The following is a 24,919-nucleotide window of genomic DNA, read 5'->3' as shown; positions in this document are numbered from 1 at the left end:
ATATCGCATGCAAAACCGCCGTTACTTTATATATATCTTCTTTCCGTTCTTAATATATATGCCTTGGCGCAACGAAGCACCGGAATTCATGCGCCGGCCTTGCATGTCATACAAGGCATCGTCTACCGGCTTCATCTCGCAATCGGACTTTATCTCGTCAACACCGCTTTCCACCCTGTTTATCTTGAAGATGTAGGTGTTTATGCTGCGGGCGGGCAAATCCAACATGACAACCTTGGCCGGCTCGGTCATTTCTATATCAGAGCGCCGGCAAACGGCCTCTTCCGTAGATAGGATCCACTCTCCCGACGTAACCTCATAAGGAAGGTGCACCCGCAATTTATGGGCATTGGCTGTAGTGTCTATAGCCATCACGATGAGAGAGTCGCCCTTGATATAGGCCGAGGTCTGGAATGCACTGTTGGTGCCTACTATTACACTGGCCTTTGTGTCAAGACGGGTTGAACCGGGCAGGTTCTTGGAAAAGTGAGACATAACATATCCCCTACGCAACAGCTTTCCGTAGTCATTGCCAGGCTGTATGGTCTTGTCGCCGCTGCCGACAAATGACCAATGGGCGAGCATATACCAATACACATACGCGCTTCCGCCGGCAAGCAGACACTCGTTGACCTCCTCGGCAAAGAGTATTTCCTCGTGCCATGTGGGCAAGTCTACCGTGCCGTCGGCATCGCCGCGGGGGTTGACGCTGTGCTCGGTCATCCATACTTCCTTGCCCTGAGCCAACGCTTTCTTGGCCGCCTTAGCCATATTGCCAAGCGGCTCATGCCCGTAGATATGGCCGGCGATAATGTCTATATGCTTGGCCGTCTCGGGATCATCGAGCATGATATCCGAATATTCGGGATTGAAACCGAGAGGTTCCGCATTCATCAATCGCACATTATATGTTTTGCGATCAAGACGTGAAGCGTATTTCTTGACAAGGTCATGAAGCTGCTGCGGTGTATACAGACATCCGGAATAGTCTACCCACCAATCAGGCTCATTCTGCAAAGAAACGATATCCACTGCCGCATCGTTCTTTTTCATATACGCAAGGAAAGTATTCAGCCAAGGAAAGAAACTGGAATAGCTCGACGCTTTCAATTCGCCGCGCTGATATCCCTGCGCCTCGCTGTTACCGCCCTGAGGGGTTCCGTTGGTCTTGTACTCCCCAGGAGGAGACCACGGAGTGCCGAATATTATCGCTCCACGGGCTTTCGCCTCTTTCACCACAGGCAGATAACCGTGCCAGTCGTATGGAGTGTCCCAAGGTACGGTGACATTGCCAATAAGATTCGGCGATATTTCCATACGCATGATGTTGAGTCCCACAGGAGAGTCTTCACCATAGAGCAACTTTATGATATTCACATCCTCAATCGGAGCCATAAGCCCCCAGCACGCAGCCGCACCAAAACCGGTCACACGCTGGTGGCGGACACTGTCTACGACAACGGTAATGGTAGCGGCGTCGGCCGACAAAAACGCGACCGACGCCAATACTAATGAAAAGATTATTCGTCTCATCTTAACGGTAAGTACCAATTATTCTTATCCAACAATAATGTATAAAGAGCATCGTCTCTCACGCCTTCACGCTCCGATATAGGACGGGCAAGGTAGCTCATGTCGTTCCGACGCAGCGCGACACGCATGAGGTCATAGAAACGGGAGCCGCCGAAGCAGCCTTCGAGAGCCATCTCGTCGATTATCAAATCCTCGACAAGAGGAATCTGATATGCCACGGTATCTGCATAAGTAGCCAATTGCTGAGACGGCATCGGCAATGTGTAATAAGCATTGGCCTCGCTATTGCCGCAACCGATGGAATGAATTCCCTTTGTTGCTGCTTCCGTAAACACAAGAGGGTCGAAAGCTATGAGGTTTCCGGCCGCCTTTATCTCAACGCTGTCCACATACTCTCCAATGTTATCGGAATTAAGGCCATACTTCAATACGGCAAAGGCCGACTGAGGATAACCGGCACGATTGAGAGCCTCGGCATAGCGCAGATAAACCATAGCCAAACTATATGTGGGAACATAATTGGGTACTATTTTAGAAATCTGCTGACTTTCCGAACCAAATTCCGAATACTTGTCCTGATTTAGCTGCCTTATCGAATAATTGCCGTAAAGGCGTAGATCGCCAACCGCCAACGACGAGAGCAATCCTTCCTTGGGAGCATATATGGTATCGGACTTCGTGTCTGTCTTTTGCAAAACGCAATAAGTCTGATCTGCCGACAGTTTACGTATGCCTTTCGACGGCATCAACTGGAAATAGTTATAATTCTTTTTGGTTGAATTATATATATTCGGCAAATCGCTGACAACTCCCGAATATCTGTCAAGTTCCATGGGAATATAAGAAAGCGGTTCCTCACCATAGCTGTTAACTATATTTTTAAATTCAGTATCAGTCCATGATACAGAAGAGAATTGAGGTACATGCGGATCATCCTTATGACCAAGATAATCATGATACCACTTGGCGGCATCGGCATAACGACCGGTCCAAAGGCACATGTCACCAAGCAAGAGACGAACCGGAATGAAGAACGACTTTGATACGCGACCGCCTATCGAACCGTAATCGGGAAAATCAACATCCACATGAGGAGCTATATCCGATATGAAGAAATTACATATATCGGTAATGGAAACACGAGGCTGCTCCATCGCCTTACGTGCCTCTGCCTCTGTCATAATAGGCTGAAGAACCAAAGGTACATTGCCGTATGCCATTGCAAGTTGCATATATGTCCAGGCACGGAATGTCTTGACAGCGGCAAACTCTTTCTCAAAAACCTTCTTGCCACGACGGGCAAGCAAGGTATCCGCATTGGCAATGAAATAGTTGCAGTTGTTGATTACGGCATAGTAATCCGCCGGAACATTATACGTGTTTTCCTCATCGAAACCGAACGACGACAGACGCTTCAAGTCGGCAGACGCCGCATTGGTGGGACTCACCAGATCGGCACGTACCTCGCCGAGAAGCGAAGTACGGTCGGCTATGACCTGCATCTTGTGAATAATTCCCAATACACTGTAAACGGTATCGGAAGGAGCGTTAATATCGTGGTCTTTGTCAAACTCTACAAGCTCCGAGTCTATGTCCATCATGTCGGCACAAGATACAGAGCCGAATATCACGCACAGAGCGCAAAGTATTTTTGATAAATATTTCATAGTGTCAAATGATTACAGATTGATATTTACACCTAACGAGAACGTACGTCCGGCAGACAGCAGACCACGGTCGATGCCCTGGGTGAGAACACCTCCGGCTATGCCGCAATCGGGGTCGCCACCGAGGTAACGTGTGATAGTGAACAGGTTAGACGCATTTCCCCATATCGTAATGCCTTGCAGATATTCACTCTGCACGGGCAGGTAATAGCTGAGCGTGACAGAAGCCAGTTTCAGATAACTGCCGTCTTCTATCCAACGGTCGCTGAAACGGCTGTTGCCCATCGGGTCTTTATAATTGACACGAGGTATGTCGGTAACCTGTCCCTCGGTTGTCCAACGATTGGCCGTAGCCGTGGTCTGGTTGAGGTACAGGCTTCCACCCTCCAACAACGAGCGCTGGTAGTTGAAAATATCATTGCCCACCGAATAGTTAAACACCGCATTAAGCGTCAGGTTCTTCCATGTAAAGGTGGTGAAGATATTTCCATAGATATCCGGATTGGGGTCACCTATGACACAACGGTCGTTGTCGTCGATAAGTCCATTATTATCAAAATCAACAAAACGCATGTCACCGGCCTCGAAATACGCACGCTCTCCGTTCTTCTTCAATATATATTTTCCGGCAGATGCGGCTTCTTCCGTAGTAGAATAAACCCCGTTTGTCTTCCAACCGTAGAATAGTCCGACCGGGCCACCGACCTGTGTAAGCACGGTTGCGCCATAAATATCGGTCTCAAAAGGCTTGTTGCCGTCAGGCAGTGCCGTAACCTCATTCTTATAGTGACCGACCGACGCACCCACTTCCCACTTGAAATCTTTCAAGTTGAGAGCCTTTACACTCAATGACGCATCAAACCCGGTGTTCTCCAACTTACCGTCGTTGCTCCAACTCTCAGCCAGTCCGCTTGTCCAGGCAAGGCTGTGAAGGGTAAGGAGGTTGGATGTCCAGCTCTTGAACACATTGAAACGCACATTCACACGGTTGTCGAGGAAACTTCCTTCCAGACCGGCCGTAAGCCGTCTTGTTGTCTCCCACTGCAACTCCGTGTTTCCGATATTTCCGATAGAAATACCGTCTGCAGATGAGCCAAGCATGGAATTGGCAATGAAATATGTCTTTGAGGCTGTATAATCAATGTTGTCATTACCTGTCACATCGAAACCGGCATTCAGTTTGAGATAGTCAAGACCTTTTATTCCGGCCAACCACTTTTCATTCGTCATCACCCATGACGCCTCTACACTCGGGAACAATCCCCATGGAACATTAAACAGGTTCAATCCACCGGCATCCTCGCCGAAACGTGAAGATGTCTGAGCGGACAGACCGGCGCTAAGATAATACTTACCCGCAAAATTATAGTCGGCAAGTCCGTACCATGTTATCTCACGTACATTGTTATTGGCTCCGCCGGTACGCTTGAACAGCAACGAATTGCTCATCTGAGGAGTCTTGTCGTTACCGGTGTTGAAACCGCTCTGCTTCGTAAGTTTATAATCCGAGGAAAGGTACCTTACACCTCCGCAAACAGATATTACGTGCGCTCCGTAACGGTTGTTCCAGTTAATACGTGTATCACTTTGTATTCCAGTCTGGCGCGCAGCCATACTTTGAGCTATATTACGAAGCTCCGTTTCATCATTATATTCATCCTTTGTAAAAGGAGGCACACCCTGCATAGGCAGGTAATAATTCTCATTAACATTGGCCAGAGACAACGTGAAATGCTCCATCAAGGAAAGATGCTTGTTTATCTGGAACTTAGGCATGATGGAAAACATTATAAGACGATTACCGAAAGTATTTCTGTTCTTGCCATCTCCGTGTTCAAGAATGCTGAGCGGATTTGCCAATGAATTGTCACCACCGATATAATCATCCGCCTCCGACAAATAATGACTCAGGTTACCTTTTTTGTCATAAGCATAGGGTGACAGGAAAGGAGCCTTGGCCAATCCGAGAAATCCGGGAGCCGTGACAACATTATTAAGCGGATCCACAATGGCTCCGTCATCACGGAGATTACGGTCCACATCGCTATAAAACGCATCAAAACGTACATCAAAGTTGCGGAACACTTCTATATCGCTGTTCAGACGCATGTTGAAACGCTTATAATCGTTGTTCTTCAAGGTGCTGTTGCCTATCGAATAGCCGACAGACAGGTTGTAGCTCGCCACATTATCACCACCCTGCACGTTTATACCGTAGTTCTGCGAGAAGGCATTCTCATAAACAAGATCCGCCCAGTCGGTTTGGTTGTGGTATTGCTTGTAGTAATAATAATTTGGATCGCTGTTAAGGAACTTCATACTACCGACATCACTTACCTGATTGGCCAACAGTTGGGTCGTATAAAGACGATAGCCGTCGGCATCAAGCATCTTAGGCAAACGCGGAGTAAGCTCATAGCTTCCATTGATGGTGACATCGATTTTCGTTGCCATGCTCTTGCTGCGTTTTGTCTTGATGTTGATAACTCCATTGGCGCCTTTCGCTCCGTAAAGTGCCGTACCGTTCTTTATCACGTTCACGCTTTCTATGTCGTTAACATTGATATTGGCAAGAATGTTGTTAAAATAACCGTCATGAAGCATGGTGTTGTCATACTGCATGTCCATTATCACATCATCGATAATAACGAGCGGCTGGGCGTTTATCTGCAAAGAGTTAAGACCGGCGATAGTCATTATATTGCCGAGACCTACATTTCCGCCGCGCGACACGGAACGTACATGCGCTCCAAGTCTCTGCTGGATCAGCGGGTCAAGACTTACTTCTGCCGTGTTGTCGAAGCCTGAGGCCGTGACAGAGACTGTAGCAGTCGTATTCTGAGAGTAACCGGGAGTAAAAGCCGAAACATAAAGACGGCCGTTCGCCTTACCATCGGATATCGCGGTCTGATGATAATTGTAACCGTCCACTTTCATTCCCACAGACGATGTATATACAGGAACTTTCAGCTCATACTGTCCTTTATCGTCTGTCATAGCCGTATAACGGGCATCGCCATAGGCCTCGACGATAACACCGGCTATTGGTTTTCCGGAAGCAGCGTCGGTCACATGACCGCTCACTGTCTTCATGTTCTCCTGCGCTGTCGCCGTGATGCCGGCAAACAGCATTGCTGACATAATATATTTTTTCATCATTCTTCAGATTTAGAGGTTCGTGGTCTGAGATAGATACAGTCAAGATACATCTCGCGGTTGTATTCCGAGTTCTCACGAGGGAGGATTGAACATGTAAGCTGTACGCTTATCTTTATATCCTGCTGGTCAAAGTTACAAGCCGGGAACTCAAAGTTTTCGGCAAGAACCACTGTATCAACCTTTAACGGGTCGGTTTTAAACTGTGTATTACCGCAGTTGAAAGTCTTCTTGTTGCCAAGTTCGTCGACATAGTTTATAGTAGCCTTGAACTTGCACGGACGCAAATCCGGATTTACCTTGTCTGCCACCGATTTCGGCAGGATTACCGCACATACATCGTACTTGGCACTCAACGTATTGTTCACACGGTAAGTCATAGTCCAGTTTGAAGTCGCTTTCAATGCCACGATATCAAGATACGCGCCTTCCGATATACTGTCTGCCGACACTCTACGGGTCGTATAGTTACAATCCTTACTTACTGTTATCAAAGCCTGGTCCTCGCCTTCACTCCTAAGTTCGGTAAAGAATGTCGTTTCAGGAGTAAAAGGCCATTCCGCTGTCTTGTAAAGAATACCGTTGCTGCATTCCACCTCAGTTGCATTACTCAATATTCCACCCTGTTCAAAAGGTTTATAGAACACATGATACTTCGGCTCTAATTTATTGTACTGAACAGATTTAAGAGAATCCGTAACCGATTCCTGGGTAGTCATGGTGAAAATGGCATCATCAAGCAACGCACGGTTTGTCCAATAATGCTGTATCGAGTCGCTCTTCAGCACCTTGCTGTCATAGCGGTAATACTGCTTGGCCATTTCCCACGCTTTGTTCCATCCATCTCTGGTAGGTGCGACCATCCAGTATGTAGAGTCCTCGTCATTGATAAGCCCTATCACCGAGAGCATCTTGTTGCGCTCTATAATAACCGAGTCAACATATACGGGTACACCTTCTACAATTCCGCTCGACACGGATGCATCCGCATCGAAATAGTCTTCATCGTAAACACGAAGGAAATCACCTATGTCGCTGAACTCATCCAAGTCACACACGTTCTCATAAATATTACGTACGAAAGGCAACGGCTGCTCACTTACATGGAGTATTCCGTTCTTGGCGTGCACATTCTTGTCAAGCAAATCTACACCTGAAATACCATTACCCTCCATTTCCACATGCTTTGAATTGAGCAACAGCATCTTGGACTGGGCGGCGGTCACGCTGCAAAGCGAGCGTGACACATGATTCATAACAAATGATTTCTCCACCACCGAGTCACCGCTGTTCGTCTGCGTGAGCCTTATCAACTCGTCTTTATCAAACGTTCCATTTACTGGAGCCACGACAGTGAAAGCCTGTCCGCCGTCAAGCAGCTCGGCATAGCTCACGGGAGTCTTCTTATGCTGTCTGAAAACCTTGGTGTTTTCAAGTACCTCGCAGAAATCCGTAAGTCTGCTGTCAGCCTTCATCTGTTGCCACAAAGTCACATTTCCGGCTCCGGCCGCGTCATCCGTACCTTCATAATGGTCGTCCCAGTCGGTACATCCCACGATAGCCAGCGGACAAGTCGCAAATGCGAGTCCTGCCAGTTGATATACTATATTCTTTATTTTCATAAAAGTCATATTCTTAAATGATGCTTATTATAAATTGTCATTAATGAGTGTCCTCACCTTCCGGACTTCCGTAAATGCTTTTCGGACAAAGCTCGATATAGTCAAACGACCAGTAAGCATTGGGGTCTTTAAGCACCTGACGGAAACGCAGATAATTCGGCTTGTCTGCCTGAAGATATCTCGTAGCCAAAACACGACGCAACGTCCAGCTCAACTCACGCAATGTCTGGTCCGCATCCCACGGGCGATAACAGTCGGGCGATTTCATGTAACCGCGGTTGTGCATAGCCTTATCATTGGCCACATTCTCTTCATCGTCATCCGTATCGGCAATCCAGCCGATAGTAGGATCGGGACCGTATACACGCAGGTCGACCGGAATGCCGCAAGGATCTTCATTGAGATACACCTGTACCACACCACGCTCTGCATTTGCAGTATATCCGAGCCTTATCTCATAAGTTCCGTCCGGAACCGGCGGCAACTTTATAGTCAGGTCAAACACTCCGCTCACACAGACAGCGTTACCTTCGTATGAGTTCCAATAGCCGACATCACTGTGAACACCTACATAAGTACCTTCACGTGCCACCCAATCGGTGATATAACCGTTCTTGAAACCGGTAAGAATATCCTCGCCATAACGGCCACGGCCATTGCAGTTCATAAAGTCGGGGCTGAGAGCGGTAGCGTCTATACGGATGCGGCAGTTGAGCACCTTGTCACGAACCTCGGGGGTATAAGCAAGTATTCTGTCAACATAATGGTATACACCGTTAAGCGCATTCTGGTCTATCGAGCCGGACTCGGAAGGAGAAAGCACCTTCACGCCGCGCACCGTCACATTGTTCTGCAGTCCCTTTCTGTTGATGAACAGACCGGCGGAAGGACCGCAGAAACGCATTATCGTTCCCGGGCACATCGTCTCATAGAACTCTTCCGGATCACTTACCGACGTAAGCCAGCAGTGCTCACGCATCTCACCCGAGCAAACCCAACTGTTATACTGTCCCACACGAGGCAGAAGATGATAGCTTACAAAACGGTTGAGCGGGTTCTTGCGGTGCGTGTAATCATCATCATACAGACCCGCGTCTTCCGGATATGTCTGATCATAAACCGATTTCGCATAACGTATAAGTCCGTTTATATCATTTATCCCGGCTTTCTCGTATACCTCATCCGTCTCCACGAACGCCGTATATTTGAAATAACGCTTCTCCGGCCAGAAAGAACGGGTCATCAACGCCGAACCGCTGGTACAGCGAACCATCACACCCTCATGCACAGAGTCTTCGCCACAGAAATACGTCTCATCGATATACTTTGTCAGGGAGTCCGCCATTCCCGTAAGCTGCAACGCCTGGGAGAAGATGGTAAGAGTGGAGTCTTCCGCTATCTTGTCCGCGAGCAACAGGTTACTTGCCGATATCACATTATCAATACTGTGCACCACACCATTGGTCACAGAATCGTCACGGGTAACCATGCGCGATGTCTTGTTCACATAGTAAACCAAGGCATTGTCGTTCATCACGTCAGAATCGGAAGACAATACAATATAAGCATCGTCCATATTCAACTGGGGCAAAGTTCCCTCACCGATATCGGTTGTGAAGAACGCGCCTTTCTTTATTATGTGCGTACGTACTATCGTGTCGCAAGTCTCTGTCGGTATATTGTCCACCGAGCCATAGCCCGAGCGGGCAAGGAACCTCTGTATACCATCGTTGTTCGGGGCGAAAACGGTAAACTCACCGTAAGTTCCGAGCATCGCGAAGTAAGGAGTACGCTTCAGTATTTTGTTGAACTCACTGAACTGATCGTTGTTCTCTTCAAGGAAACTCGCCGCTGTCAACTTCGTGGATGAATAATAATTCACGGGTATGTCATCATCGTTGCAACTCATAAGAGCGGCGATGAAGCAAAGACATGAGCAAAGAATTATTTTATTTAACTTCATAGTCATAACTGTAATATTTCTGAATATCTTGTTTACTTGGTCAACTCCGAATCTTCTCCGGCCATATAGGCGGGATTCTGCTTCAGCAACGGATTGGCTTTAAGTTCACTCTTGGAATACGGGAAATATATGATGTTCGGATTTGCCAGCTTTATCTTGATGGCATTCACGTTCTCGATATACTTACGCGTGGCAAGGGTTATCAGACGGTCGTTGTTGCCGTCACGGCGTGCGAAACGCACAAGGTCGAACCAGCGCTTTCCCTCATAGAGGAACTCACGGTGACGCTCCGCGAGCAACAACTCTTCCATCGACTCCTTTGAGGAAACATAGTCTTCCATCTTCAATGTATCCGAGCGTGAAGTATTTGTCACGTCGTTTGCACGCTTGTTCACAGTGTTGATGAGAGCGAACGCTTTCTTGTAGCCGTCTTCCGCGCCACGTTCTATTTCCGCCTCCGCCTTCATCAGGATTACATCAGACAAGCGATAGAATATCCAATTGGACACAGTCGGAGTACCTTTCGAAGTCATCAAACCCAAATCTTTCTCAGAAGTTATGTTCTGGTTCTTGAAAGAAACATTCTGGTACACATACTTACTTATAAAGTAACGAGATCCGTCGACTCCTACGCTTGAATAGGCCCGGCAGTCCGTCTTCTTGAATATAGTATGATTGCCTACAGCCACATCCTTGCGAAGGAAATCGGGAGCACTCAGATACCCATTATTGCTATTCGCTCCATCTACATAAAATCTTCCGACCCATGTATTCAACCTGGTGGTATTAGTACGGAAATAAATTTCGAAAATACTCTCAAACGAGTTTCCGCTACCGAATATGCTATTATACGAGTTTCCGCATTGTGTCGTTCCCACCGGCTTGTCAAGTATCATAGGGATGTCGCCGAAAAGAGCTATATCTGTCGGAGCTCCATTACGGATAACCATCTCATCATACTGATTGCGCTTGAAATCGAGCACAAGATCACAATAATGAATACACTTATCATAATCTCCCTTCCAAAGATACATGTCGGCCAGCAGCGCATATATAGCCTGACGCGTGATGCGGCTTGAATTACGGTATGCGTTATTGCTGTCGTCCGCATAGTAACGGCGGACGGCATCGTCTTTCACCTTTTCAAGATCGGCAATACATGTGTCAAGCACCGTCTCAAACGAAGACGCAGGTATTATGTACCTCTGTGCGTCATCTATACTCGGCTCTTTCGAGTATGGAACATCACGGAACGTACGTATAAGATAGAAATAGCACAAAGCCCTTATCGCCGAAGCCTGAGCCATGTCGGATTTCATCTCATCCTCCGTGTAGTTCGGGTCTATCGCCTGTACGCCCGGGGCGTAATGGCACACGGTGTTGCAACGGTTTATCACGTCATATATCGCCGCCCAACTGCAATAAGGGTTCGAAGGAAGGATATTTTCCTTCAGTATCTCATTCACCTCGTTTGGAACGTTTGTACCGAGACGCATATTCTCCGAACGTATCTCACCCCACAGTCCCAGACGGTTGATGCATTCATTTATTTCCAGCGCTTCATAACATCCGTTCACGTTACTCGTGACATCGCTTTTCTCTGTCCAGTAGTTTTCGAGCACCACATCGTTCAGAGGCAGAATATCAAGGAAGTCCGAACAGCTTGTCAGTCCGAATGACGCACCCAATGCTATTATAATGTTATTTATTGTCTTCTTCATATCCTATCATTTAAAATTGTACAGTAAGACCGAATGTGAATGATTTGGCACGCGGTGTCTTGGCATTGTCTGTCACAATGCCGAGATTGCCATATCCCACTTCCGGATCGGCGCCGGAATATTTTGTCAGGCACAACAGATTGTTTGCCGACAGGTATACATTAAGCATGCTCAATCCTATCTTCTTCACGAACTTAGGTTCGAATGAGTAAGACAGCTGAGTATAGTTCAGACGCACGAAAGAACCGTCCTCCACGAAACGATCCGAGCCAAGCCAGTTGTAACCCGCCTGACGGAGCGCACGGGGAACTTCCGTCATATCGCCCTCAACACGCCAGCGCCAGTTCACCGCACGGCTCTGGTTGTTGTTTGTATACATGTTCTCGGCATTCATACGTGCCGCGTTTATAATCTTGTTGCCGAAACGGAAGTTAAACTGGTTGTTCCATGAAAGGCGTCCCCATGACAACTTAAATCCGAAACCTCCGGTAACCTTGGGCAGTGACGAGCCGAGATAAACGATGTCAAGCTCGTTGATCTGTCCGTCATGGTTTATGTCTTCATATATGGCGTCGCCACCCTTAAACTCATACTCTGCGGATGTACCGTAGCAGAAAGTCATCGGCTTTGTCCTGTTGCTCTCGTCAATAAACACTTTTCCGTTAGCGTCACGCACCACGGGAGCGTTGGGGCCGCTCACACCGGGCACTTCCTTCTCCGAATACTCCGAATATTGGTATACACCCTTGTATTTAAATCCGTAGATGCTTCCCAAAGCGCGGTTGAGCTCCACTCGTGAAAGATACGAGCCGTTACTGCGGTTAAACTCATTGTTGAGCGAAGCGAGACAAGTCTCGTCCATTTCGGTTATCTGGTTCTTGTTGTTCGCAAAGGTGATGTTGAAATCCAGTCCGAATTTTCCGGCCTTTACGATACGGTTACCGTTGATGTTGAACTCCCATCCCACGTTCTTCATCTTACCTACGTTCTGATAGGCAAGGGTCGGGAAACCGGAAGAAGTCGGTATACCTCTATTCTGCATCAACAGGTCTGTCACATATTGAGCGTAGATCTCCACGTTACCGGTAAGTTTCTCATTGAAGAAACCGAAGTCTATACCGAGGTTGTATGTCTCCGTCTGCTCCCATTTCAGGTTCTTCAACTGTATGTTCTGCGGATGTATACTACCCTCGTTCATATATCCGGCACCGTTGGCGTACTTACTGAAATATAAGTACTCGGCATTTGGCTGTTTACCCACGATACCCCATCCCGGACGAACAGAGAGCATGGATATCCACGGGAATGTCTTTTCGAACCAAGGCTCCTTGCTGATATTCCAGCGTAAGGACACGGCAGGGAAATTACCCCATCTCTGGTCCGGACCGAACTTCGTGCTTCCGTCACGGCGCACCGAGAAGTCGAAAGCATAGCGTTTCTTGTATGCATAGTGCAGAGAATACGTCAGATATATGCTGCGCCACTGTCCGCTACCCGTGTTCATCTCGGCTATCAACGCCGGAGCGCCCGGGCTTGTGATACTGCCCGACGGCAATCCCCATGTCACAGTATGCTGGGATGTCGAGTTACCATCCGTCAACTGTCCGCGAAGCAACATCATCATCGAGTGGTCCTCGTTGCGGAAATGAGGAGTGAAAGTAAGAGTATGTGTCGTGGTCACTCCGAGGCTCTTTGAAGAGTTGGCCGTCGTGCGGTTGCTCTGCTTCTTGTCCGTGTCGTTCCATCCGCGTGTGTTCAATGACGACGGCATGAACATATCCTCATATTTATTGAATATGTTGAATACCACCTTACCTTCGTATGTGAGTCTCGTCTTGTCGTCGCTCAGTCCGAGCAGGTTGTACTTCAACTTAAACTCAGGCACGATGTTGTAGCTCGTCTCGTCGTTCTCTGCCAGATGGGCTACCGCCACCGGATTCATGTGATCCAACTGGTCGCGCAATGCCGGCGAAATGGTGGGTAGCATGTTGTAGAACTCACCGAGATCATTCCCGTATCTGTCTTGCTCGTATATCGACACGTTCGGCATACGTATATAAGCGGTAGCCAAAAGGTCGGCCGCGTTCTTCTTGTTCTTGGTGTAAGTGAGGGCGATATTGGTCTCAATCGCTATTCGGTCGCTCACATTATAATCAAGATTGACACGCGACGTGAAACGGTCAAGCTGCTGCTTGATGATAGAACCGGTCTCATGGTCATATCCGGCCGCGATACGGAATCTCGCTTTCTCTCCTCCTCCCGTCAGCGCAAGCGAGTGGTTCTGCCGCCATCCGGTCTGCTTCACCGCTTTCAGCCAGTCGGTATTGTTGTTATACATTTCATATTCCGAGAATGACGGATTGTAATTCAATTCCGGAATATCGCTCGTGGCGTCGCTCAATTTCGGATTGAAATACTCTTCTTTCAGCAACATGGTGTACTCGTCACCGTTGAGCATCTCATATCCGTTGGGCTGGTAAGTGCCCGTGAGGCGGAAAGAGTAAGACACTCTCGTGCGACCTCGTATACCGCGCTTCGTCTTTATCTCGATTACGCCGTTGGCGCCCTGCGATCCCCATATTGCGGTCGCGGCCGCGTCTTTGAGCACCGAGATGCTCTCTATATCGTCGGGATTGACGTTGAGAAGTTCAGCGAACTTCTCGTCATTGGCCGACTGGAAGTCAAAGTCGTTAGTGTTTGTCTCCCAGACATTGCCGTCGACAACTATCAGAGGCTCGGCCGAACTGTTGATGGTCGACACACCGCGGAGGCGCATCGATGAGCCGGATCCGAGGTTACCCGAATTCGCCACGATGTCAAGACCGGCAATACGTCCTTGAAGCGCCTCATCGACAGTTGTCATCGACAATCCGTCAAACTCGGACATGTTTATGGTCTGGCGTGATGACGACACCTCGTCCATAGGAATGGACAAGCCCGAGCCTTGCGCCCTGCGGCGTGAAGTCACGGTCACTTCCTTTATCTGCGTGGCATCTGTCATCTTTACCACGAAGCGTGTCTTGTTTATCGGCATTGTGACTGTCTTGTATCCTACGAAAGATACACGCAGACGGTTTTTAGGACTTTTCAGCTTGAACGAGAAGTTACCGCTCATGTCTGTGACGGTAGAAGCCACGATACGGTTCGCCGCGTCTACCTCTACCACATTAGCCATCATCACCGGGCCAAAAGCATCGGTCACGGTTCCGCTGACTATGTCGCCTGCCTTTTGTGCCATGGCTCCCTGACAGAAGCATAGCCCCATACAGGAGTACAACAGTGCTTTTTTTATCTTGGTATCCATAATTAATTTTCAATTGGGTCTTTTATTAATAACAGCGGTCTATTTATCAAATGTACCACGGCTGATGACGTTGTCTCTATTCGGCCGGCCTGCGTCTTGTCTATGTGATCATACTGATACTCGCGTGCCATGCGATTGTAAATACGCTCATCGTCGGTCAGCACCTTGCGTGTATTTCCACCCTCGTCGCGGATGGTGATGCCGTTTTCGTCCAGTTGTGATGTCAGACGATGGAAACGTCCTGTCTCCGGGTTTATCAACGCCGTCTCATAGTCTCCGCTCTCATCGGCGGCACCTATGAACAGCGAATTGTCCTGCAAATGATATTTCACGAAATTGACAATGGCGAGCGAGTCGCGTGTCTTCTCGGCCAACAGTCCGGCATTTTCCAATACTTCCACCTGTTCCCATGTGGGCAGCTTACCTGCCTGCTGCATAGCCTTTATGCTCTCGTTGGTAGGCACGTATACGGTGTAATGATATGTATTGAATGTGGAAATGTTGTCACCGCCGCAAGCATTGCGGTTGAGGTGTATCTGCTCCAACAGGCCTGTACCGTCGAGCAAATCCAGGAACGCAGAATATCTCTCGTCGCTTGCCAGTACATCGCGCACGGTGTGGCGCGTACCCAAGATGGGACCTCCGTCAAGTATATATGTCTTTCCGTTACCGTCTTTGGTCTGATCGTATATGTCGGTCACCACGAGCGGACTGCCTTCATTTATCTGGTAACTGCCCTCTACGGTCATGCTTCCGGCTCCGTTATTGACATTATTCACACGGATTTCAGTGCCTCCCTTGGTACGGTAGTAGGTCTTTCCGTCTTCCACATTACCTATTACAATATGTGTGTTCAGAATGTCGTTCAGCCTGTTCTTCACCTGGTCGGTAGAGGCACGGCCGATAGAGTCGAGCACCTCACCCGTTGTCACGTCATAGTTGAATATTCCGGCCCACACCCTGTCCGTCTCCGGCTTGGTAGGATCGTAATGGAAACGGTAGAGCTGCGTCCTGCTCTTTCCGTAAGAACAAGGATCTATGTATTCCAGCATGGCCTTGTTTGTAGGCAGGAAGAAGCTGTAATAAGAATTAAGCGAGTTGAGATATACGTTATACTGCAACTGGTCGATACCCCAGTTGAGAATATTCATCGTCTCGTTGATAAGGGCCGGAAAACTTACGCTCACATATGCCGTCGGAGAATAGACGCGGTTTGTCAGATATATGGCACCGTTGCATCCGAGCCATACAGAGTCTACCGCCTCGGTCTTCACGCCCATCGGGTCGTTTGCGTCGTTGAGGATATCCTCAAACTTAGACGGCACAGATGATATGAAAGATGTGAGCATGTTGTTGTTGATAAGTTTTGAAACCACGTTGTCGGGCACATTCTCCCACGATCCGTAATAGTCTTTCAGCACACGGCCGGCACCATTGTTCCAATACTCTTCCATCGCCTCGTCGCTCGGCACCATCATCACGGCCATGTCTCTCTCCATGGCCACATTGCCGCCGAGGTCGTTATTTCCCGTATAATAAGCGTTCCACTCCGGGTCAAACTGCAACAGTCCGTTCACCGGAGTATTGTCAGGAGACATGTTCAAAGCAACTCCATTCTGTGACTTCTCCGAGAAGAACCGCTTCTGGAACAGAGAGTCGGTCGTGCCATACATATCATTATAGCGCACATTCATCTCCTCGCCTACCCAATACGGAGCGCAGAAACGCTCCAAGAGCGAGTTAAACTTGCTCACATTGGGCTTACGGGCTATTATCTCTGCCATGTTGGACAACGGTGTCACCACCTCTTCCATCTTATGTATGAATCCGTTGGAACACTTTATATTCGGATTTTCCACCTGCACACCGTTCACGCTGGCATCTCCGGCCTTGCGGTTGGTGGTGTAGTTGTACAGGAAGTTATAGTCTTCATTGGTGATCCGCTTCATTTCGAGCATCTTCTCTACAAAGTGAATCAACGGCACTGTGGAGTTATCACCCATACACACTATCTTGTTCGCTTCCTTGTATCTCTTCCAATAGGGATTGTCAGGCATCTGCTCCGCATTGAGCACCATTACAGAGTCGTAGGGTGTGTTCGACGCAAATCTGCGCATGCACTCGCCTTCGATAGGTCCCTCAACGCTCGACAGGCTGTTCAGCTGCATCGAGTTGTCGATCATGTTGCCGAAAAGCAGCAGTTTTTTCTGCGACTCCGACAAGTCTTTGTAACTCTTCACTCCCCAAGTGTTGTTGGCATAGAAACGCTCGAATGCCGCGTCGTCCGCTACAAACAGGGTCTTCGAACCCGTCTTGCCCAGCACATTGCGATAGGACAAGTCGTCGATAATCCGAACCGTATTGGTATAATTGCCTTGCTCATCGAGCCAACTGTAAATCGAGGAACCCCACCCTGCGGGCGTTTCCTTGTCCAAGTCGTACTCCGAACAAGACGTCGGACCAAGAGCTCCTGCCATAAGCACAACCCCGGCTAACAGCCAATGACGGCTTCTTCTAACGAATTGTTTTTCGGTTTTCATAATTTTTTGGTTTGATTATTTGATTTTGAATATTTTTATTAAAGTTAGTTAACTACATGGTATTCCAATTATGCCTTTTTAAATTTTCACGAACAAAGTTAACAAAAACGCGCTATTATATATTAGCCGTATGTCTACAAGGGTTTTCTAAATGCCCACGGATTTATCATTTTGTTTCATTTGTTTTGCAAAACGTCTCAAAACCCCATAATACACTGTTTTAAAGGAATAAAGAACGTTAAATGATGCAATATTGTATTAGCCGTATTACATTCGCCAAAATCCCACAGACATCAAAAAAAACGTCCTGCACACCACCATGCCAAACAACATCAGGGCATTACACGGGAACAACATGAAAGACTGCCGGGGAGTTTATTTTTACGACTCGAAAACACCATACCGCACAAGGAGAAAGACATGAAATAATATTACAAAAAGGCTCTCGTACTTCAATTATTTTAAAATTAAAGTCCCATGGCCAAAAATACCGCCGTATTTCGTTGTCTAACATAACCACCTGTCAATCAGACGCATACACCAGCCACACCTTGTTTTATGGTAAAACCGTATCTCATCGCTTTCCCGTTTTTCGCCAACGAGTACCTAATTGCCTTTCATTTAGCGTCCCGTTGCGATGCAACGAGTATCCGAACGCAACGCAACAAGATACCAACCACGCCCCAACGGGCATCCCGTCGCAAGAAAAAGGCAAGAATATCTCTTTCCCGCAAAACGACTATCGCGATGTGTATCGCAAAGAGTATAGAGTTGTTTTTCTATTTCACGAAAAACCAAAGTGTTAAATCCGTGACTTTATTATTACAAACACATAAAAAAAGGCCGACGATCATTTATTAACCGCCGGCCGTCAAACATTTTACAAACTTATTTTAACGTAAAGCGCCATCACTTCGTGTAAAGAGCAACTATCGTCTCATACTTCTCCTGCTTGCCGCTCGTCTGCTTAGGCTCCTCGACCTGCCTGCCATACTCGTAGATCTGCTCAAGAGTAAGACGGCCGTCCTCGAAGTCCTTGCCGATGCCGCTGTCGAAGCTGGAGTAGCGCTCCTCCAACATTGAGGGAAGCTCGCTCTCCTCAAGGATTGCGGCCGCGTTCAACAACGCGCGGGCCATGGCGTCCATGCCGCTGATGTGGGCGATGAAGATGTCCTCGGGATCAGTTGAGTTACGGCGAAGCTTGGCGTCGAAGTTGGAGCCGCCATCACCAAGGCCGCCGTTGCGGATTACCTGCATCATGGCCTGGGTCAGCTCGTAGTTGTCGATGGGGAACTGGTCCGTGTCCCAGCCGTTCTGGGCGTCACCGCGGTTGGCGTCCAAGGAACCGAGCATGCCGTTGTCCACCGCGACGGCAAGCTCATGCTCGAATGTGTGGCCGGCAAGGGTCGCGTGATTAACCTCGATGTTGACCTTGAAGTCCTTGTCAAGACCGTTAGCCCTAAGGAAGCCGATAACGGTCTCTGTGTCAACGTCATACTGGTGCTTGGTGGGCTCCATGGGCTTAGGCTCGATAAGGAACGTGCCGGTGAAGCCCTTGGAGCGGGCGTAGTCACGGGCGGCTCTCAGCATACAGGCAAGGTGGTTCTTCTCACGCTGCATCTGGGTGTTCAACAGGCTCATGTAGCCCTCGCGGCCGCCCCAGAAAACGTAGTTGCGGCCGCCAAGCTTGATCGTGGCGTCGATGGCGGTCTTGATCTGGACACCCGCACGCGCCACGACGTCGAAGTCGGGGTTCGTAGCGGCGCCGTTCATGTAGCGCTTGTTGCCGAAAACGTTGGCGGTGCCCCAAAGAAGCTTGATGCCGGTCTGACCCATACGCTCAAGAGCGTAGTCGGTGATCGCAGACATACGAGACTCGTACTCGGAGATCGTAGAGCCCTCGTCGACAAGGTCTACGTCGTGGAAGCAGAAATACTCGATACCGAGCTTGCCCATTATCTCGAAGCCGGCGTCAAGCTTGTCCTTGGCACGCTGCAAGGCATCGTCGGAATTGTCCCACTCGTAGCTGCGGGTCTGACCGCCGAACTGGTCACCGGACGCGCCGCAAAGGGTGTGCCACCAGGCCATCGAGAAACGAAGCCAGTCTTTCATCTTCTTACCCATTACCAACCTCTCGGGATCATAGTAATGGAAAGCCATCACGTTCTTACTCTCGGGACCTTCGAAAGGAATCTTACCGATCGAAGGGAAATACTCTTTTGACATAATATAAATGTTTATTGTTGTTATTGAAATCGTTCGCAAATTTAAAATATCCCGACTGTCTGCATTCACATACGGCCTACATTGCTTTCACATCCGTATCATACCCGCAAAACCATGTTCCGGCATCACAGTCTGACACTTGTTTTCCTGCCGTCATAGCTCACAGTCTTACGGACACCGTCCTGAGTGACCACCGTGAACTTGCGCTTTTGCAGCATGCCGGCATACGCTCCCTTGCGCTTGCCTATGGTAAGCCTTCGAGACGCATTGTTCCATGTCACGGGAATTTCGGTATACGCACCCTTTTCATAATTGTAATTATCAAACTCATCCTCATATATCGTGAACTCACCGTCGGCTCCCGTATATACACGGAGTTCGAGGTTGTCCCACGCTTTCTCTCCGGAATACTGCACATCGGGACCTATCGGCACTATGCCTCCGGCCCTGACGTAAAGCGGAATGATGTCGATGGTTGTCGTCTTGGATATTTCCTTGCCACCCTCATGACGCTCGTTTGTCCAGAAATCATACCAGACGGTGCCGGCAGGAAGATATACCTTGGAATTATGCGGCTTGGTGAAATCGGCCTGCACGTTGCTCTCCACTTTCTTCCCGTCACGGTTCCACCCGTCGGTCTCATTGACATTCACCGCCACCTCAGGAGTATAGTGAGCCTCCAACACCGGTGCCACGAGGATGGAGCGGCCGAACATATACTCGTCGTTCATGTCCCACACATTGCGGTCACCGGCAAAATCCATCACCAAAGCGCGCATGAAGCTGCCTCGGCGGTGGCATACGTCCCACGAAGTGGAATATATATAAGGCAGAAGCGAGTAGCGCAGACGTATGGTCTTCTCGATAGCGTCATACACCGGCTCTCCTTTCTTGCCGAACTGGTATATCTCCCGCGGAGCATCGGCGCCGTGGGAACGCATCATCGGATTGAAAGCGCCAAACTGCAGCCAACGCACATACAGTTCCCGGAACATGGGATTGCTCGTCGCCTTGCCGTCGGCATAGCTCTTGTTGTAATGGCTGCAGAAGAAACCGCCAATATCACTGTTGTAGTTAGGATTGCCGGCGAGCGTGAAGTTAAGGCCGGCTGGAACCTGCTTGCGCAATGTCTCCCACGACGAACTTACATCGCCCGACCATACATTGGCACCGTAGCGCTGCTGTCCGGCAAAGCCGCTGCGGGTGAGTATCATCACACGCTTGTCTGAAGTGACGGCGCGCTGGTGGTCGTACACGCCTCCGACAGTCATCAGCGGATATGCGTTGCGCACCTTGCGGAACGAGCCCATATAGGTCTTGGTGTCGAAGTCTGACGGTTTGAAGTCGAGATGGTCCGGCTCCGTGGAGTCCATCCACCATCCGTCCATACCGTATTTGAAAATACCGTCGTTCAGATATTTCCAATATATGTCTCTGGCCTCCGGATTATAAGCGTCGTACACCCTCACGCCGGAAGGGTAATTCCTGTCCGGGGGCCATGAGTCGACTCCCGACTGGGGCCACGTTCCGAAATTGAAAAGCATGTTCTTGCCGTCAAGTTCACGGTAAGGCCGTGTGGCCGGACCGAACGAAGACCAGATGGATATCATCACACGGCCGTTCATCGCATGGATGTCATCCATCATTTTCTGCGGGTTGCGGAACAGGGGATTCTGGAAATCCATGGCATTCCACAGATAATTGTGCCCCCAGTACTGCCAATCCTGGATGACACAGTCTATCGGCACGTTCAACTCCCGGTATTTTTTCAATACCCCCACTATCTCATCCTGACTCTTATACCGCTCCTTGCTCTGCATGTATCCGTATGCCCACAGAGGTATCATAGGCACGTCGCCCGTCAGGCGGCGCATCTTTGCCACCACGCCATCGGCATCTCCTCCATACATGAAATAATAATCTATGCAGTCGCCGACCTCCGAACGGAAAGCAGTCTCTTTGTCCGTGTCGATGAAATCGGTGGGAGAATAGTTGTCCCAATATATGCCATAACCCTTGACCGACTGTACAAACGGTATGAAATCTTCAACATTCCCCTGCACCATACGCTTGGTCTGGCCGCGCTGCGACATCTTGCCGTTCTGCAGAATACCCAGTCCGTACAGCGGTTCGTCCTTGTCAAGCCCGAACGCCTGTTTCACCGTGAAAGTATTGTTTCCCGCATCGTCGAACTCCTTGAACGACGGCTGTCCCTGCTCGGCGAGCAGACGGCTGCCGTCCGGAGCATAAAAGGTCACGATGCCTGTCTCGGTATTGAAAGCCACTTCCATGGCCGAGGTTCTCAAACGCACATCGCTCCCGTTCTCTTTTATCGACAACCTGACTTTCTCGGGTTCTTCAACAACCGCAAGGCTCTTTTTCTCGAGAACCTTTCCTTGCGGCGACTTCAACACCCTTACCGTGGAAGCGTCGTAGAACTTCAATTCCACATCGGTAGAACCGACAACGGATTTAATCCCGCCATCTGTAAGCTGATATGTCTGCGCGTACACAGCCGAACCACAAAACATCATCGCTATAAAAAACAACTTTTCACCAATCCTCATAGATTAACAGTATTTATAGTTATACTGCAAAAGTAGACATTTAAAAAGACATTTGTCAATCATACTCAATAAAACTTAACCAATGAAACCACGGAATAAATATATGAAACAAAAATAAAAACACAAAAAGACAAATACGCCATATTTGAATGCCCCAAAAATCATTAGGTAATCAACTGAAATGAAACAAACCTTCCCATAGGGCCCTATCATCAACCAATATCCACAGCCCCGACAACAACACAGCGGAAAGTACGGGACATACAATCCGCAAAAGACGGGACATAAAGCCCATCACCATCAATAAATGAATAACAGGCAAGACAACCGCAAGGATACGTAAGCGGCAAAAAAAAGAAATAAAGTCGAGGACAAAAAAACAAGGGCGCTCCCTATCCCGTATACACCGACAAGGATGTAAACGGAAAAGAAGCGCCCTCGATTTACGAAATCACTGCCAAAGGAAGGATACCAAACCGAGACCGGTATTCAAGCCGCAAGACAGGGAACCGAAATACAATTCTAATTATATCGACATATCAAAATAATGAAAAAACACTATTCGCCTATTACCAACTGGAATGGAGACAACGGCAATTCGTTCTTTCCATAAGCGTTCGCGCGTATGGGATTGTTCTTCCATGCGTAACGGACAGACTTCGGGGACTTTAAGGAAGACTTTATTGTTATAGTGCTTCCGTCGGCCACTGCCTCGGCATTATGATACCTGCCGTCGGCACCGGCAAGCTCAAATTCATAAAGAGTTCCCGGCTTAAGTTGCTGATCGAGTGTGAGAACGACATTGCCTTCCTTTACTTCCGAAGATATCACTTCGGGAGACAGCTTTACCTTCGGATTGAAGAGCATCTTCTCGAAACCCAGCGCGGCACGCTGAGCGACCTCGCGCTTGCGGAGCGGATGTATATCCACCGCCTCGCCGAGATCTATAGCCACGGCAAGCTCAGTGTTAGGAACATGCTTCGCGGTGAGACGCTGAGCCTCACGGACCCACGACCATCCGCTGTCTTGCGGCTTATCGCTCGGCTCCATGAAGTTGGCAAGCTGCACCACAACGAACGGCATATCGGAATCGTTCCACAACTGGCGCCAGTTTTCAATAAGCTTGGTCAGCATACTCTCGTATATCTGGCCGTCACCCGTATTCGACTCGCCCTGATACCACACAACGCCAGAAACTGGATAAGGGGCAAGAGGGTAAATCATCGCATTATAAAGCGTAATCGGCAGATAATGGACATTTATCTCACTATTGTGGCATCTGGGCATACGGGCACCCTCACGGACACTCCACTGCTCGGACAAAGGTATCTCGACACCGTCTTCAAAAATGAGCTTATACGGCTTATCCTTTATGAAATGCGGATTTCCGCCCTTGGTAATGAAACGCACCGTCAAAGCGTTGTCGCCCTCACGCAACAGTCCCGCCGGCACATTATAGCGGCGCGGGGGATACTGGTAGCCGGTCTCTCCGACCTTTTGCCCGTTGACATACGTATAGTCCTGGTCGTACAACGTTCCAACCAGAAGACGCGCCGGTTTTCCGGCATGAGCGGCGTCAACCTTTATGTGCTGGCGAACCCAGAACGAGCCCATATAACTGCGCTCGCCGGTAAGATTGTCGTACTGGTTTTTCTTGATCCACTTGCTGTCGTCATAACCGAGAGCCGTGAAGTCTTCGCTCATTCCAGGGTCAGTCTCGTTCATGACCTCGAACCAACGCTGATTGGCCAACTGATTGGCACGCATCTGCGACCTTATCATCTCATCGTTCTGATAAAGCAGCGAACGGCGGTATTCCATAGGGAAATTGTTCTTCATCGTGTCGGCGGATATCCATGACTGGATAGGCGTACCGCCCCAACTGTCGGCTATGATACCCTGCGGCACCTTCGTCTTCTCATACATCTCGCGGGCAAGGAAATAGCCTATCGCAGAAAAATTCCATGCGTTTTCCTTTGTGACGGGTTTCCATGACGTAGGCCGCACATCTCTCTTGGGTCCGTGTATCGCCGTCTCGTTATGCACATGGAACAGACGTATGTCATTATTGGAATAAGAATCAATGTCTGTCGTATACTGTGGATAGACGCGCTCTACCTGCAAATCCATATTAGACTGCCCCGAACAGAGCCACACATCGCCTACAAGCACATCTTTTATCTCAAGGTCATTGACCCGGATTACATAAGGACCGCCTGCTTTCTGCTTGGGCAACCTGACACGCCAGTTACCATCTCCGTCAGCCGAAGTCTCATAAACTTTTTTTCGGAATGTAACCGTGACTTTCTCTCCCTTGTCGGCCTTGCCCCATATTATCACAGGTTTGCCTCGCTGGACCACCATGCCTGACTGGAACAACTGCGGCATGACAACCTTGGCACTCACGCAGAAAGAAAAGCAGAGTGCCGTAACAACTGATAAAATAAACTTTATTTTCATACGCTCGGATATATTTTCTTCTCCACAAAATTATATGTTTTACTTTAATAAAAAGCCCTTTTAAACACAAGAAGATCAGCCCGTGAAACAAATAAGAAAACTTATGTGACGTATGCAATCGGATTAAGTAAAAAAAGACACTATCTTTGTAAGCGGAAAA

At 48.7% G+C, this 24,919-nt stretch carries 11 protein-coding genes; all 11 read right to left on the bottom strand.

Annotated elements, in window-relative coordinates; genetic code table 11:
• Positions 1 to 21: 21 nt before the first annotated feature.
• Positions 22 to 1,533 carry a glycoside hydrolase gene (locus tag MoGM_RS10655; protein WP_104370028.1) on the bottom strand — a complete coding sequence of 504 codons (1,512 nt, stop codon included), beginning with the start codon at positions 1,531 to 1,533 and terminating at the stop codon, positions 22 to 24.
• On the bottom strand, positions 1,530 to 3,200 hold the full coding sequence (locus tag MoGM_RS10650) for a RagB/SusD family nutrient uptake outer membrane protein (protein ID WP_104370027.1): 1,671 nt from the start codon (positions 3,198 to 3,200) through the stop codon (positions 1,530 to 1,532). The genes MoGM_RS10655 and MoGM_RS10650 overlap by 4 nt, the downstream gene beginning before the upstream one ends.
• 12 nt (positions 3,201 to 3,212) lie before the next feature.
• Positions 3,213 to 6,341, bottom strand: coding sequence for a SusC/RagA family TonB-linked outer membrane protein (locus MoGM_RS10645; protein WP_233210269.1), 3,129 nt, complete (start codon positions 6,339 to 6,341; stop codon positions 3,213 to 3,215).
• Between the two features lie 14 nt (positions 6,342 to 6,355).
• Positions 6,356 to 7,978, bottom strand: a complete 1,623-nt coding sequence (locus MoGM_RS10640; RefSeq protein WP_233210268.1) for a hypothetical protein — start codon at positions 7,976 to 7,978, stop codon at positions 6,356 to 6,358.
• Between the two features lie 40 nt (positions 7,979 to 8,018).
• Positions 8,019 to 9,941, bottom strand: a complete 1,923-nt coding sequence (locus tag MoGM_RS10635; protein WP_233210267.1) for a fasciclin domain-containing protein — start codon at positions 9,939 to 9,941, stop codon at positions 8,019 to 8,021.
• 32 nt (positions 9,942 to 9,973) lie between these two features.
• Positions 9,974 to 11,662, bottom strand: coding sequence for a RagB/SusD family nutrient uptake outer membrane protein (locus MoGM_RS10630; RefSeq protein ID WP_104370024.1), 1,689 nt, complete (start codon positions 11,660 to 11,662; stop codon positions 9,974 to 9,976).
• A gap of 10 nt (positions 11,663 to 11,672) precedes the next feature.
• Entirely contained in the window at positions 11,673 to 14,927 is a 3,255-nt protein-coding gene (locus tag MoGM_RS10625) for a SusC/RagA family TonB-linked outer membrane protein (protein ID WP_104370034.1), read from the bottom strand.
• A gap of 41 nt (positions 14,928 to 14,968) precedes the next feature.
• Positions 14,969 to 17,506 carry a hypothetical protein gene (locus MoGM_RS10620; protein WP_233210264.1) on the bottom strand — a complete coding sequence of 846 codons (2,538 nt, stop codon included), beginning with the start codon at positions 17,504 to 17,506 and terminating at the stop codon, positions 14,969 to 14,971.
• Between the two features lie 909 nt (positions 17,507 to 18,415).
• Complete coding sequence (xylA, locus tag MoGM_RS10615) at positions 18,416 to 19,735, bottom strand: xylose isomerase (protein WP_104370032.1); 1,320 nt, start codon at positions 19,733 to 19,735, stop codon at positions 18,416 to 18,418.
• A gap of 122 nt (positions 19,736 to 19,857) precedes the next feature.
• A complete protein-coding gene (locus MoGM_RS10610) occupies positions 19,858 to 22,299 on the bottom strand; it encodes a TIM-barrel domain-containing protein (RefSeq protein WP_104370023.1) in 2,442 nt (813 codons plus the stop codon).
• Between the two features lie 558 nt (positions 22,300 to 22,857).
• Positions 22,858 to 24,759 carry a sialate O-acetylesterase gene (locus MoGM_RS10605; RefSeq protein ID WP_104370022.1) on the bottom strand — a complete coding sequence of 634 codons (1,902 nt, stop codon included), beginning with the start codon at positions 24,757 to 24,759 and terminating at the stop codon, positions 22,858 to 22,860.
• Positions 24,760 to 24,919 lie beyond the last annotated feature (160 nt).

This window comes from Prevotella sp. MGM1 (genome assembly GCF_002933775.1).
Lineage (GTDB): Bacteria > Bacteroidota > Bacteroidia > Bacteroidales > Bacteroidaceae > Prevotella.
Note: the sequence above shows the minus strand (reverse complement) of the source record. Positions and strands in the feature narration are given on the sequence as shown.

Bases quoted from the DNA above. Each gene is read 5' to 3' on its own strand.
- MoGM_RS10620 (WP_233210264.1), bottom strand. From the start codon at position 17,506: ATGAAAACCGAAAAACAATTCGTTAGAAGAAGCCGTCATTGGCTGTTA.
- MoGM_RS10645 (WP_233210269.1), bottom strand. From the start codon at position 6,341: ATGTCAGCAATGCTGTTTGCCGGCATCACGGCGACAGCGCAGGAGAAC.
- MoGM_RS10610 (WP_104370023.1), bottom strand. From the start codon at position 22,299: ATGAGGATTGGTGAAAAGTTGTTTTTTATAGCGATGATGTTTTGTGGT.
- MoGM_RS10640 (WP_233210268.1), bottom strand. From the start codon at position 7,978: ATGAAAATAAAGAATATAGTATATCAACTGGCAGGACTCGCATTTGCG.
- MoGM_RS10605 (WP_104370022.1), bottom strand. From the start codon at position 24,759: ATGAAAATAAAGTTTATTTTATCAGTTGTTACGGCACTCTGCTTTTCT.
- MoGM_RS10650 (WP_104370027.1), bottom strand. From the start codon at position 3,200: ATGAAATATTTATCAAAAATACTTTGCGCTCTGTGCGTGATATTCGGC.
- MoGM_RS10630 (WP_104370024.1), bottom strand. From the start codon at position 11,662: ATGAAGAAGACAATAAATAACATTATAATAGCATTGGGTGCGTCATTC.
- MoGM_RS10625 (WP_104370034.1), bottom strand. From the start codon at position 14,927: ATGGGGCTATGCTTCTGTCAGGGAGCCATGGCACAAAAGGCAGGCGAC.
- MoGM_RS10655 (WP_104370028.1), bottom strand. From the start codon at position 1,533: ATGAGACGAATAATCTTTTCATTAGTATTGGCGTCGGTCGCGTTTTTG.
- MoGM_RS10635 (WP_233210267.1), bottom strand. From the start codon at position 9,941: ATGAAGTTAAATAAAATAATTCTTTGCTCATGTCTTTGCTTCATCGCC.